Origin of the sequence: Paenibacillus radicibacter, from assembly GCF_024721995.1 — a bacterium.
In the GTDB taxonomy this organism is placed as follows: Bacteria; Bacillota; Bacilli; order Paenibacillales; family NBRC-103111; genus Paenibacillus_AM; species Paenibacillus_AM radicibacter.
In genome coordinates this window covers 791,676-804,587 of sequence record NZ_JANQBC010000001.1, presented here as the reverse complement: position 1 = coordinate 804,587, position 12,912 = coordinate 791,676, and the positions used below count along the sequence as shown (strand labels likewise).

11 protein-coding genes are annotated in these 12,912 nt (G+C 46.8%); 7 read left to right on the top strand and 4 right to left on the bottom strand.

Annotation, left to right across the window (positions count from 1 at the left end; translation table 11 throughout):
* Nucleotides 1–57: 57 nt before the first annotated feature.
* From murA to NV379_RS04105, 4 genes are all read right to left on the bottom strand, one after another.
* Nucleotides 58–1,350: a UDP-N-acetylglucosamine 1-carboxyvinyltransferase gene (gene murA, locus NV379_RS04120; protein WP_258205991.1), complete on the bottom strand. Its 1,293-nt coding sequence runs from the start codon at nt 1,348–1,350 to the stop codon at nt 58–60.
* The gene (locus tag NV379_RS04115) at nt 1,301–2,137 is read right to left on the bottom strand and encodes a DeoR/GlpR family DNA-binding transcription regulator (protein ID WP_258205990.1); all 837 of its coding nucleotides are present in this window, start codon (nt 2,135–2,137) and stop codon (nt 1,301–1,303) included. The genes murA and NV379_RS04115 overlap by 50 nt, the downstream gene beginning before the upstream one ends.
* Nucleotides 2,138–2,359: 222 nt before the next feature.
* Nucleotides 2,360–2,944, bottom strand: coding sequence for an acetylglutamate kinase (locus NV379_RS04110; protein ID WP_258205989.1), 585 nt, complete (start codon nt 2,942–2,944; stop codon nt 2,360–2,362).
* Between the two features lie 99 nt (nt 2,945–3,043).
* A complete protein-coding gene (locus NV379_RS04105; RefSeq protein WP_258205988.1) occupies nt 3,044–4,531 on the bottom strand; it encodes an NCS1 family nucleobase:cation symporter-1 in 1,488 nt (495 codons plus the stop codon).
* A 167-nt stretch (nt 4,532–4,698) separates the two neighbouring features.
* On the opposite strand from NV379_RS04105, the gene NV379_RS04100 reads away from it, so the two are divergent.
* From NV379_RS04100 to NV379_RS04070, 7 genes are all read left to right on the top strand, one after another.
* Nucleotides 4,699–6,054 (top strand): aspartate aminotransferase family protein, encoded by a 1,356-nt coding sequence (locus NV379_RS04100; RefSeq protein WP_258205987.1) that lies wholly within the window; start codon nt 4,699–4,701, stop codon nt 6,052–6,054.
* A gap of 18 nt (nt 6,055–6,072) precedes the next feature.
* A complete protein-coding gene (locus NV379_RS04095; RefSeq protein WP_258205986.1) occupies nt 6,073–7,350 on the top strand; it encodes a M20 family metallo-hydrolase in 1,278 nt (425 codons plus the stop codon).
* Nucleotides 7,343–8,224: a nitrilase-related carbon-nitrogen hydrolase gene (locus NV379_RS04090; protein WP_258205985.1), complete on the top strand. Its 882-nt coding sequence runs from the start codon at nt 7,343–7,345 to the stop codon at nt 8,222–8,224. Before NV379_RS04095 ends, NV379_RS04090 begins: the two co-directional genes overlap by 8 nt.
* A gap of 202 nt (nt 8,225–8,426) precedes the next feature.
* Entirely contained in the window at nt 8,427–9,776 is a 1,350-nt protein-coding gene (locus NV379_RS04085; protein WP_373426070.1) for an NAD(P)-dependent oxidoreductase, read from the top strand.
* A 2-nt stretch (nt 9,777–9,778) separates the two neighbouring features.
* Nucleotides 9,779–11,056, top strand: a complete 1,278-nt coding sequence (preA, locus tag NV379_RS04080; protein WP_258205984.1) for an NAD-dependent dihydropyrimidine dehydrogenase subunit PreA — start codon at nt 9,779–9,781, stop codon at nt 11,054–11,056.
* A gap of 194 nt (nt 11,057–11,250) precedes the next feature.
* Complete coding sequence (gene hydA / locus NV379_RS04075) at nt 11,251–12,639, top strand: dihydropyrimidinase (protein ID WP_258205983.1); 1,389 nt, start codon at nt 11,251–11,253, stop codon at nt 12,637–12,639.
* Between the two features lie 12 nt (nt 12,640–12,651).
* Nucleotides 12,652–12,900 (top strand): hypothetical protein, encoded by a 249-nt coding sequence (locus NV379_RS04070; RefSeq protein WP_258205982.1) that lies wholly within the window; start codon nt 12,652–12,654, stop codon nt 12,898–12,900.
* The last annotated feature ends 12 nt before the right edge of the window (nt 12,901–12,912 follow it).

The following is a 12,912-nucleotide window of genomic DNA, read 5'->3' as shown; positions in this document are numbered from 1 at the left end:
AGAAGCTGTCGCGTGATGCGGCAGCTTCTTTTGTGTACAAGTTATATGATTGTTAGTCTACACGTATTGTCTTATTAGTGATTGTTTCTCTTCAGCAAGTGGCTGCATGCTTAAGTTTGCACCAAGGGATTGAAACGTCTCCACGAAGCTGTCATAGCCGCGCTCAAAGTGATGAACACCGGAGATCGTTGTCGTACCTTCTGCCGTAAGTCCCGCAATAAGTAAACAGAAGCCTGCACGGATATCGGTAGCATGTACATGACTGCCTCGCAGAGGGATCCCGCCTTTGATAAAAGCAGTACCTGAACGCACCTTCATGTCAGCACCTAGCTGCATTAATTGTGGAACATGACTAAAGCGCTTCGGATAAATCGGATCGGTAACGATACTCTTGCCTTGCGCTTGAGTGAGTAGGGCAGTCATTGGCTGCTGCAAATCCGTTGCAAAGCTAGGGTACATGCCGGTGCGAATCCGTGTTGCCCGTAGTTTACCTGTGGAGGAGGCAGTAATGGAATTATCATTCGTCTGGATATCCACACCGATCTCAATTAACTTGGCTAGGCATGAACTTAAATGCTCGGGAATGATATCTTCTACCGTAATGCTACCACCTGTTGCACCAGCTGAAATGAGAAGTGCACCTGCGATCAAGCGATCGGGTATGACCGTGTAAGAGCATCCATGTAAGGAGCTTACGCCTTCAATATGGATTAGATCTGTTCCAGCACCTTTCACCTTGGCTCCCATCTGATTGAGCAGATTCGCGGTATCTACAACTTCAGGGTCTCTAGCCGCATTGCGAAGGGTTGTGCGTCCTTTGGCACGAACAGCAGCAAGCATCGCATTAATCGTAGCGCCAGATGTGATCATGTCAAAGTAAATGTCAGCGCCGTGAAGCTCACGTGCTTCAACGACATATGTATGTTTGTGAAGGGTGAACGTAGCACCCATCGCTTCGAACACTTTATAGTGCTGATCGATTGGACGACTAACGAAATCATCCCCACCTGGATAGCCAATCTCGACTTTTCCATGTTTCGCAAGTAATGCCCCTGCAAAATAATAGGCTGTACGCACTTTCAATGATTTTTCAGGAGCAATATAAGTTTGATATATGGATCGAGGATCGATAAGCACATCTTCATTGTCTAGACGCGTCATCTGCGCGCCAAGATCACTTGCAATGCTCGTAATCACATCAAAGTCAGCAATATTTGGAATGCCTGTTAAGACAACTTGTTCATCCGTTAAAAAAGAAGCCGCGAGTAAAGCTAACGCGCTATTCTTGGAACCTGGTATTTTAACATTGCCCTGCAAGTTCAGGGATTGTTCGATCTGAAGGCACTTCATCAGTTAAATTCCTTTCATTATGAGGGGGAGCGAGAAGGACTTGTACACCTTGCGCCTCCATGTGCTGAATGAATGATTGATCAGCTTCCTCATCTGTTATGACAATATCTATATCTTGTAATCGGACAGAACTAGCAAATTTTTGAATACCTATTTTATCAAATGGAGCCAAACCGATTTTTTTACGTGAAACCTTACTTACTGCTCGTGCAAAGCTTGCACCATCGGGTGTAGCTGTGCTGAGCCCTTTCTCTGTTAGACCCGCGCCCGTTAGAAAACATACATCAAATGAGAAGCTCTGAATTTGCTCAATGGCAAGTGAATCATTCAGGTTTCCAGATTGGGCATGCAGCTTGCCACCAATGATGTAGGAATCGATATTGTCCCACTCTCGAATGGTCTGAGCTACTTTGAGCGAGTTCGTTACAACGGTGAAGAACATGGATCGAGATAGATGTTTCAGCATGCCGTAGTGAATACCAGCACCGCCAATGAACACCGTTTCATTTTCTTTGATATAAGAAACCGCCAGCTTCGCAATCTCGTCTTGACTCGGTGAACCCTCTCTATATCTCATGGATTCAGGCAGGGGAAATGTACGTACTTTTGTTGGCGGAATGGCGCCTCCGTACGTTTTTTTCAGTAAGCCTTGGTCTTCCATAATAGAGAGATCCCGCCTAATGGAATCGATCGATAATTGGAACTTCTCTGCTAGATCTTTAGCAACGATGCGTGATTCTTGTTCGAGAATGTCCAAGATTAATTGTCTACGTTGTTCAGCTAACATAAGTGAAAGGCTCCTTTTATTTTGGAAAATAGTTCATGTTCCTGTTTGATTTTACTTATTAAGGCTTGTGGTTGTCAATTGATTTTTCATGATTAATCAGGTTGTTTCATGGTGTTTCATTATTTTGTTACATTATAGTCAAAAATAACCCAAAAGCCATCACTTTATGCAAGTGAGTGTGCTCTTGGGTTATCGATGTTTTGCCTGTTTAGAAGTTGGTATTTACATACAGAATGCATACGGGAATTGCTGAATGATCCCTTTTGTAAAAAGGTCTGCCATCATTAGAGCTTCTGCTTCAATCTGATCGTAGGCTGCGATGTCAGCAGCAAAATTGCCTTGCAGTCTAGCGACTGCTTCTTTCTTCGTTAAGGCTAAGTGCTCATAGAACATCGGCTTCATCTCATAGATAGGCCAGAATGGATTGATGCTGTTCATGAAAGCGACAATGTCATCCGCATTCTTATACCAATTCTTCTCTTCCTCATTCACTTTCGCTGTATTGCCGGCTTTAGCGGCTTTGACGAGTCGATCTGCAATGACAAGATGATCGCGAATTAATGCTTCGAACTGAGCAGCAATCTCATTGCCGTAGTATGGCTTTAAGAGAGCTGCCATGTCTGTTGCATTGCGCAGCAAGCGCTCAGTTACAAGCTTTTCATCTGGGAGTCCTGCAGCAATGCTAATGATGGTCATGCGAGTCCATGCTACATGTTGTTCCCAGACGGATCGCATGCTATTAGATAGTTGGAGGGCTGACATCGTTATACAGCAGGGTGGCATATACCGCATTGGATAAGCAAACATTGTGAATTAGCTCCTTTTATCGAAATAATTCACAATATGTGCGAATGCCTAGGATGGTGAGCAAATGCCTATTTTTTTCATCAAAAAGGAAACGTTGTACTATTTCGCTGCTTCTATAGCTTTATTCGTAATTGATTTATACTCGGTTTCACTCACCAGCGTCTGATCTTTATTCATAAGCCACGTATACGCGAGCATGGAGATGACTAAGCCGAATATCCACGCATTATCCCACACAAAAGTAAGGGAAGGAATGAATTTGCAGGCAAAGGTGATCGCAAGTCCGAAGACGAGCGCCCATATTGCTTTTAAGTTAAAACCACCTCGATAATTGTATCTTCCATCCACTTGGTACAATTCTGCCAAATGAATTCTCCGCTTACGAACGAACCAATAGTCGGCGATGGCAATCCCGTCAATCGGTCCAAGCAGGGCTCCATACGTCCCAAGCCAGAGGAAAATATAGTTGCCGAAGTTGTCTAAGATGTACCACGGTTGCATGAGAAGGGAGACGACACCTGTAATGAGTACCCCCATGCCATACGTTATTTTTCGAGGAACAAGATTCTCAATCGCTCTTGCGGGTGCAATCATATTCGCTGCGACATTCGTGGTAACGGTTGCAAGAATAATCCCTAGTGTTCCTAGGAAAATGACAAACGGTGGGAATTTCGCAAGCAAAGCTGCAGGATCCCAAATGGCTTCGCCATAAATAACGACAGTTGCAGAAGCCACGGCTACGCCAATGAAGGAGAATGCGCCCATTGTTGTAGGCAGGGAAGTGGATTGACCCACAATTTGCGCTTTCTGACTCTTAGAGTATCGACAGAAGTCAGGAATATTCAGTGCAAGGGTTGCCCAGAAAGCAATGGCCCCTGTTAGGGCTGGGAAGAATACGGTTAAAAACTCGCTTGTTGTTGTGAACTTCGAAGGAGCGGATAGCATCGGACCCCAACCGCCTGCAGCTGTTAAAGCCCACCCAAGTAGGGCAAGGCTCATGACAATTAGAGTAGGAGCTGCCCAAAATTCCATTCGGCGAATCGCTTCAGGACCTCGATATGCTAAATAGACATTAAATGCCCACATGACAATAAAGCTGATCCCAAGATGTCCGGGTACATTCTCCCAACCACTCATGGCAACGAGTAATGTATCCATCGCAGCGCCAGCGAACCAGCAATTGATGCCAAACCAGCCTGCACCAATAAGACCTCGGGCGAGAGAAGGGATGTGCGTGCCCTTAGAGCCGAACCACAACCTTGCAAAGACAGGATACGGAATTCCATACTTGGTGCCGGCATGAGAGTTGAGCAAGATCGGGATGAGGACGATGAGATTGCCTAGAATAATTGTGCTGACAGCCTGCCACCAATTCATGCCAAGTGAGATGAGACCTGCAGCAAGGGAGTAAGAAGGCAGGCAGATGCACATGCCGATCCATAAACTCGCAAAGTTGTACGATGTCCAATTGTGCTCACTCTTGCGGGTTGGACGTAATCCCTCGTTGTACAAAGGACTATCTTTGACCAAATTCTCACCTTCGACACTTAGCGTTACAATTCCGTTCTCCTCATGTTGAGATTGCATACGATCCCTCCTCTACGAGTGGTTGCCGATGCATAGAAGACAATGCCCTCTAACAACGATTGTACTCGGGTGCTTTCTTGAATATTCATGTACTATATGAAAACCCTTCATTAATAGAATAGTAATGTCAGCGTAATATGGGCATGTGTGGGAAGGGGTAATGTAGCTTGAGTCAGATTGAGGATGCAGGAAGTAAGGAAGACTTATTAGCAAAAGATCGTAAATATGTGTGGCATCACATGTCTCCACATAATGATAATCCGATGATATTCGCCTCAGGTGAAGGCAGCTGGATCACAGATGTAGATGGAAATCGCTACTTAGATGGTATGTCAGGTTTGTGGTGTGTCAATGTAGGTCATGGTCGTGAAGAAATTGCGCAAGCGGCTTATCAGCAAATGAAAACGCTTGCATATTCTCCGATGTCTCAGTCCCACGAACCCGGAATTCAGCTTGCTGAGAAGATTAGTGATTGGTTGGATGGTGAGTATCGGATTTTCTTTTCGAATTCAGGTTCTGATGCAAATGAGGTGGCATTTAAGATCGTCAGGCAATATTTTCATCAAAAAGGTGAAGGAACACGCTATAAATTTATTTCGCGCTATCGTGCTTATCATGGTAATTCCATGGGGGCGTTAGGTGCGACAGGGCAGTCTTCAAGAAAAATCAAATATGAACCGCTTGGAACAGGATTCGTGCATGTGCCACCTCCGTATTGCTATCGCTGTCCTTTCGGGCAAAAACATGATACCTGTGCCATGCAATGTGCCAAAGCGTATGAGGATACGATTATTGCGGAAGGTCCAGAGACGGTTGCAGCCGTCATACTAGAGCCTGTTATTACAGGTGGCGGTGTCATTGTCCCACAGGACGAGTATCTTGCTAAGGTTCGATCGATCTGTGATAAGTACGGCGTTCTAATGATCGTGGATGAAGTAATCTGTGGGGTAGGGCGCTCTGGCAAGCGATTCGGACATCAGAATTATAATGTGAAACCAGAGATCGTTACGATGGCAAAAGGATTAACCAGCGCTTACGCGCCATTATCTGCGACGGCTGTCCGTGCAGATTTTTATGAGAGTTTCAAAGCACCTGGTGCTACATCGCACCTTAGGCACGTGAATACATTCGGGGGTAATCCTGTTTCATGCGCCGTTGCGCTTGAAAATATGAACATCTTGGAGCGGGAGGGACTCGTTGCGCGTGCAGCAGAGCTTGGTGAGAAGCTTCGTGAAAAACTGTCTATTGTTGCAGCCCACCCCAATGTAGGTGAGATCCGCTATTTCGGATTCATGTGCGGAATAGAGATGGTGGAAGACCGGGTATCTAAGACGCCTGCATCGGCAGATAAAGTGCTTCGAGTACTCCAAAGCTGTAAGCAACAAGGACTCATTGTCGGTAAGAATGGGGATACGGTACCGGGATATGCGAACATCTTAACGATTGCACCTCCATTTGTTACGTCAGAGGAAGAGCTTGATTTTATTGCTAGTACGCTTGAGAATGCGTTTGCGAACTTGTAGGGAAAGGAGCTAATGACGATGATACAATCCTCAACTTTAACGATACAAAGCGAGCGATTACATAAACGCATTCATGATTTATCACAAATCGGGCGGATTGGTGAGACTGGCGTCTGCAGGCTTGCTTTGTCCAAGGAAGATTATGAAGGTGTTCAGCTTGTGAAGTCTTGGATGGAAGAGATCGGACTTACGGCACGAGTCGATGATTATGGAAATTTAATCGGTCGTCTGGAGGGTCGAGATCCTACTCTACCTATTCTCATGCTTGGTTCTCATATTGATTCGCAGCCTTATGGGGGTAGATTCGACGGGTCGATTGGTGTTCTGGGTGCGCTTGAAGTTGTCCAGACTTTAATCGAAGCGAAGTTCGTACCGGAGATGCCGATTGAAGTGGTCGCCTTTTGCGATGAAGAAGGATGTCGGTTTAATAAGGGATTGTTCGGTTCAAGGGGCATGATGGGGCGCTTGGAAGAGGGGGAGCTGGAGCGGACAGATAAGCAGGGAGTTTCGCGCAGAGAGGCGCTTATCAGTTTCGGATGTGATCCAGAGCGATTTGAGGAGTCCAGATATCCAGAGGGAAGTATTGGAACGTTCCTTGAGCTGCATATTGAGCAAGGACCTGTACTTGAATCCAAAGGGGCACAGATTGGCATTGTGACGGGGATAGCAGGCCCGCTATGGTTGACGGTTGAGATGATAGGTGTTGCAGGGCATACAGGTTCAGTTCCGATGAATTTACGTCAAGATGCGCTTATGGGCGCTGCGAAAGTCATTATTGGCTTAAATGAAATTGCACGAAGTGAGCCGGGGGCACCGACGGTGGGAACGGTTGGCTCTCTATCGGTATTTCCTGATTCTCGTAACATTATTCCAGAGAAGGTGAGCTTCACTGTTGATTTGCGAGACATCGATTTGGATCGTCGTCATGGGCTGGAAGTGAAGCTGGCGAATCTATTAGAGGATACGGCTGCTGAGCATGGACTGACGTACACCGTACGGGAAGATACGAACAGTGAATCTCGTTATTGTGCGGGATGGATTCAAGACATCATGCGTGAGCAGGCTGCTGAACTCGGTGTAACACCTCCTGAGCTGATGAGTGGGCCATTCCACGATGCGCTCGTGCTGTCCTATTATTGCGACTATGGAATGATCTTCGTGAACTCTCGGGCAGGCATTAGTCACAATCCTCAGGAGTATTCGGCGCCAGAAGATATTAGTTTAGGAACCGAGCTGCTCTACCGCACCGTGCGAGAACTGGCATCGAAGCTGCAAAGGGGGAATTCCAGTGAATAAAGTGAAGATTGGACTTATTCAAGCTTCGCATGAGGTGCATGGAGATGAACCAGTCGAGGTGCACAAGCGAGCAGCGGTGGAGAAGCATCTGAAGCTTGTGCAAGAGGCGGCAAGTAAAGGGGCACAAATCATTTGCTTGCAGGAAGTGTTCTATGGACCCTACTTCTGTGCAGAGCAGAAGACGAAGTGGTATGACGCTGCCGAAGAAATTCCGAATGGCCCGACGACGAAGCTGTTTCAAGATTTAGCGCGTGAACTGGGTGTCGTCATTATTTTACCAATCTATGAAAGAGAAGGAATTGCTTCTTACTATAATACAGCAGCGGTGATTGATGCCGATGGGAGTTACTTAGGGAAATATCGGAAGCACCATATCCCACAAGTGGCGGCAGGAAATAATGGATGTGGGTTTTGGGAGAAGTACTATTTTAGACCAGGAAATGTTGGTTATCCTGTGTTCCAGACAGCATTCGCGAGGGTTGGTGTTTACATTTGCTATGATCGGCATTTCCCAGAAGGGGCGAGATTGCTCGGACTTAATGGGGCTGAGATCGTGTTCAATCCTTCGGCAACGGTGGCGGGGACATCGGAGTACTTGTGGAAGCTTGAACAGCCTGCACATGCCGTGGCAAATGGATACTATGTGGCAGCAATTAATCGCGTTGGTTACGAAGCACCTTGGAATATGGGCGAGTTCTATGGTCAATCTTATCTCGTTGACCCAAGGGGCAATATGGTGGCGATGGGCAGTCGGGACCAGAAGGAGGTTGTAATCGGTGTGATGGATAAGGAACTGATTCATGAGGTACGGGATGTCTGGCAGTTTTACCGAGACCGACGTCCTGAGACGTATGGTGCGATGACGGATTTGTGAAAGGGTGCTCATAAAGTAAAACGTAAGAGAAAGAAGCACTGGAGGAACGAAGTGTTCGCCTTTGAAATCGTGAAATAACCACCTCATCTAATCAAAATTTTCACGATTTCAACAGCGACCGGAAGTGCTTTTTTCTCTGAAGTGGTCCAACTTTATGAGCACGCTGAGATTAGCGATAACGCGAAAGAAGGTGATGCTTGTGATGAGTCGTGTATTTATTTCAGTGGATGAGTTAAAACGGAATTTTGCAGAGATCAAGCCTGGCATGCGGCCCAAAGAAGCACAGGAGGAATCGAATCGCTGTCTATATTGCTATGATGCACCATGTATTAATGCTTGCCCGACAGGGATTAACATTCCATCTTTCATCAAGCGAATTGCAACTGACAACATCAAAGGAGCTGCACGCGCCATTATGGATGCAAATGCACTTGGTGCTAGCTGCTCGCGTGTATGTCCGACTATCGAATTGTGTGAAGGTGCCTGTGTACTTAATGACACATCGAATCCGATTCGAATCGGTGACTTGCAGCGCTATGCCACAGATTGGGCTATTCACAATAAGCAGCAATTGTTCACTGCCGGACCTCGCAATGGAAAGAAGGTTGCGGTCATCGGCGGTGGTCCAGCTGGACTTGCGGCAGCACGTGAACTTGCTAGATACGGTTTCAAAGTTACAATCTATGAGGCAAAGCCAATGGCTGGCGGATTAAATACGTATGGAATCGTGTCGTTCCGATTGCCGCAGGAAGTGTCGCTCTGGGAAGTGGATCAAGTTCGGCAGCTAGGAGTGGAAATTCGTACAGGCGTAAAGGTTGGTGTGGATATTTCGGTGGATGAGCTGTTAGCGAAGTTCGATACCATTATGCTTGCAGTAGGGATGTCCAGTGTGCCGATGCTTGGAATTGAGGGTGAAGATCTGGCGGATGTGTATGATGCGATAGAGTTTGTAGAATCAACCAAGCAGGGAGAAGCGGTTGATTTACATGGAGCGAGGGTAGCGGTCATTGGGGCAGGCAATACGGCCGTGGATGCGGCTACTTGTTCGGTCCGACTTGGAGCGAAGCAAGTGAAAATGGTATACCGTCGGACTCGCGAGGAAATGACGGCTTATGATTTCGAATATGAATTTGCGAAGCAAGATGGAGTCGAGTTCCGCTGGCTGACAGCACCGAAACGGATCATTGGCAATGATGAGGACCGTGTAGTAGGGCTCGAATGCGTGCGTATGCGCTTAGTGGAGGTAGAGGGCGGTGGTCGTCCACGTCCGGTTGCCATTGAAGGTTCTGAATTTGTGATAGAAGTAGATGCAGTCGTTAAAGCGATTGGGCAGACGCGTCACTTGCCACTTATCGAATCCATGGGAATTGAACATCGAGGTGGAGTTGTCCGTATTGATGCGGGATCGTATCAGACATCGAATCCACGCATCTATGCCGCAGGGGATGTGGTGTTCGGCGATGGACAAGGTGAAGCGATGGTAGTGGCCGCATCCCAGCAAGGGAAGTTGGCAGCTCGTGCGATCTACAAACAGCTCATAGGGGAGGAATAGGCATGGCTGATCTACGTATTAATCTTGCAGGAATTACAGCTCCTAACCCATTCTGGCTTGCTTCAGCACCTCCGACAAATACGGGTTATCAAGTGCAGCGTGCATTTGAATCGGGTTGGGGCGGCGCCGTCTGGAAGACGTTAGGCGATCCGATTATTAACACTTCTTCACGATTTGCAGCGGTTCACTTCAACGGACAACGGGTTGCAGGGTTCAACAATATTGAACTCATAACCGATCGTCCACTGGAAGTGAACTTAAAGGAAATATACGAGACGAAGAAGCGATTTCCCGATCATGCGGTGGTTGTGTCCTTAATGGTGGAACCGAAGCAGCGTAAGTGGCATGAGATTGTGAAAAGGGTGGAAGCTGTTGGTGTTGATGGACTTGAATTGAACTTCGGTTGTCCGCATGGAATGGCTGAACGTGGGATGGGAGCTGCTTCAGGGCAGCAGCCTGATCTCGTTGAAGCACAGACGATGTGGGTGAAGGAAGTGGCGACGACGCCAGTTATTGTGAAGCTGACGCCGAATATAACGGATATTACGACTACGGCAAGGGCTGCTGTACAAGGTGGGGCGGATGCGATCTCCCTCATTAATACGATCAACTCATTAGCAGGTGTCGATCTTGATACGTGGAACACGATTCCACATGTTGGTGGCAAAGGGGCACATGGTGGTTATTGCGGCCCTGCCGTGAAGCCGATTGCACTCAATATGCTGTCAGAGTGTGCTCGTGATCCAAGGGTTGGCGTACCGATCTCTGGAATTGGTGGTATCTCTACTTGGCGTGATGCAGTGGAGTTCATGCTAATGGGAGCATCGGGCGTTCAGGTTTGTACCGCAGCGATGCATCATGGCTTCCGTATCGTCGAGGAAATGACCGAAGGATTGAACGATTATCTGGATGATAAAGGCATCGCCAGAGTCATGGATATCGTGGGTCGCTCTGTAGAGCGATACTCGAATTGGGGCGATCTGGATTTGAACTACAAGATTGTCGCCAATATCAACACTGATACTTGCATCAACTGCAACAAATGCCACATTGCATGCGAAGATACGGCACATCAATGTATTGAGCGATTAGTTGATAGCAACGGAAGAGCATATCTTCAAGTGCATGAAGAAGATTGTGTCGGCTGTAACTTGTGCTCGATCGTCTGTCCAGTAGAAGGCGCCATTAACATGGTGGAAGTTCCATCTGCCGATGCACCTATGTCTTGGAACCAGCGTCAGCAGGCCTTGGCGGAGTTAGCGCAGCGGATAGTCAATTAAGGGTGAGGGTGTGATCGATAAGTTTAACGTAGAAGAAGAAAGAAACTGGAGAGGCGAAGCGTTCGCCTTTGAAATCATGAAAATACCACATAATAAATTCAAAATTCATGATTTCGAGAGTGATCGGAAGTTCTTTTTTCTTCGTAGTGGCCAAACTTATCGAACACACGATTAAGTTGTAGGAGGCGATACCAATGACCATCAAAATTATTCGAGGTGGAACGATAGTAACAGCAAGAGATAAGTACCAAGCTGACATTCGCATTCGCGATGGCAAAATAGAAGCGATTGGTGTTCATCTAGAGGATACAGATGCTGAAATCGTCGATGCATCCGGTTGTTATGTGTTCCCTGGCGGTGTAGATCCGCATACGCATCTGGATATGCCATTTGGCGGGACGATTACGGCAGACGATTTTGAAACAGGCACGATTGCAGCTGCATTTGGTGGAACGACGACGATCGTCGACTTTTGCTTGACGAATAAAGGTGAACCACTTCGCAATGCCCTTCAAACTTGGCATGCAAAGGCAGAGGGCAAAGCAGTTATTGACTTTGGCTTTCACCTGATGATCTCAGAGATCAACGACCAAGTGTTAAGTGAACTTCCACAGGTGATTAAAGAGGAAGGTGTAACATCCTTCAAAGTGTTCATGGCTTACAAAAACGTGCTGCAAGCCGATGATGGGACGTTGTACCGCACTTTGCTGCAAGCCAAAGAACTCGGTGCACTCGTTATGGTGCATGCCGAGAATGGTGATGTGATCGATTATCTCGTTCAAGAGGCGCTAAAGAACGGTCAGACAGACCCAATCTATCATGCGCTAACAAGACCTTCTGAATTGGAAGGCGAAGCCACAGGTCGGGCTGCAAGGCTGACTGGACTTGCAAATTCGCGTCTATACGTTGTGCATGTCACTTGTGCAGAAGCAGTACAGCAAATTGCAGAAGCCCGCAATCAAGGACTTGAGATATGGGGCGAAACATGCCCGCAGTACTTGGTACTCGATCAATCCTACTTGGAGCGTCCGGAATTTGAAGGAGCGAAATATGTATGGTCACCACCACTTCGCGAAGCTTGGCATCAAGAAGTATTGTGGAATGCCCTGAAGAACGGACAGTTGCAAACAGTTGGTTCAGATCAATGTTCATTTAATTTTAATGGGCAAAAAGAGCTCGGTCGTGGTGACTTTAGTAAAATTCCGAACGGTGGTCCGATTATTGAGGATCGTTTTAGTTTGTTATTTTCCGAAGGGGTGTTGAAAGATCGGATCTCGATTCATCAATTCGTCGATCTGGTGTCCACTCGAAGTAGCAAGTTGTTCGGTCTCTTCCCGCAAAAAGGAACGATTGCTGTAGGTAGTGACGCTGATCTCGTCATCTTCGATCCGAATGTAGAGCGCGTCTTATCCGCTGAGACACATCATATGAATGTGGATTATAGTGCGTTTGAAGGTATGAAAGTGACGGGAGAACCTGTCTCGGTGCTGTCGCGTGGTGAATTTATTGTGCGGAATAAACAGTTTGTCGGTACAGTTGGTTCGGGTCGTTTTGTCAAAAGAAAACCGTATAACGTGAAATAGGAGGGATGAGCAGTGTCATTCTTTCATGAAGTATTAGAAGAGAAACGGCAGATTGATCATTATCTCGCTGATAAATATCGAATCACGGGTGTGCAGGAGGATTTAAGCGGTATGCTACTTGAATTGATGCCTCCAGATGAATCGGATAACTTGATCAAACTGCAAATTTTAACGGCAGAAGCACGTACTTACTTATCGAATTTGCTTATAAAGCAATTCCAAAGAGATCGTGTAGAGAAATCGAATCAAGACGAAGTATAGATCGCTAGAATG

Bases quoted from the DNA above. Each gene is read 5' to 3' on its own strand.
- murA (WP_258205991.1), bottom strand. From the start codon at position 1,350: ATGAAGTGCCTTCAGATCGAACAATCCCTGAACTTGCAGGGCAATGTT.
- NV379_RS04115 (WP_258205990.1), bottom strand. From the start codon at position 2,137: ATGTTAGCTGAACAACGTAGACAATTAATCTTGGACATTCTCGAACAA.
- NV379_RS04110 (WP_258205989.1), bottom strand. From the start codon at position 2,944: ATGTTTGCTTATCCAATGCGGTATATGCCACCCTGCTGTATAACGATG.
- NV379_RS04105 (WP_258205988.1), bottom strand. From the start codon at position 4,531: ATGCAATCTCAACATGAGGAGAACGGAATTGTAACGCTAAGTGTCGAA.
- NV379_RS04095 (WP_258205986.1), top strand. From the start codon at position 6,073: ATGATACAATCCTCAACTTTAACGATACAAAGCGAGCGATTACATAAA.
- NV379_RS04085 (WP_373426070.1), top strand. From the start codon at position 8,427: ATGAGTCGTGTATTTATTTCAGTGGATGAGTTAAAACGGAATTTTGCA.
- preA (WP_258205984.1), top strand. From the start codon at position 9,779: ATGGCTGATCTACGTATTAATCTTGCAGGAATTACAGCTCCTAACCCA.
- hydA (WP_258205983.1), top strand. From the start codon at position 11,251: ATGACCATCAAAATTATTCGAGGTGGAACGATAGTAACAGCAAGAGAT.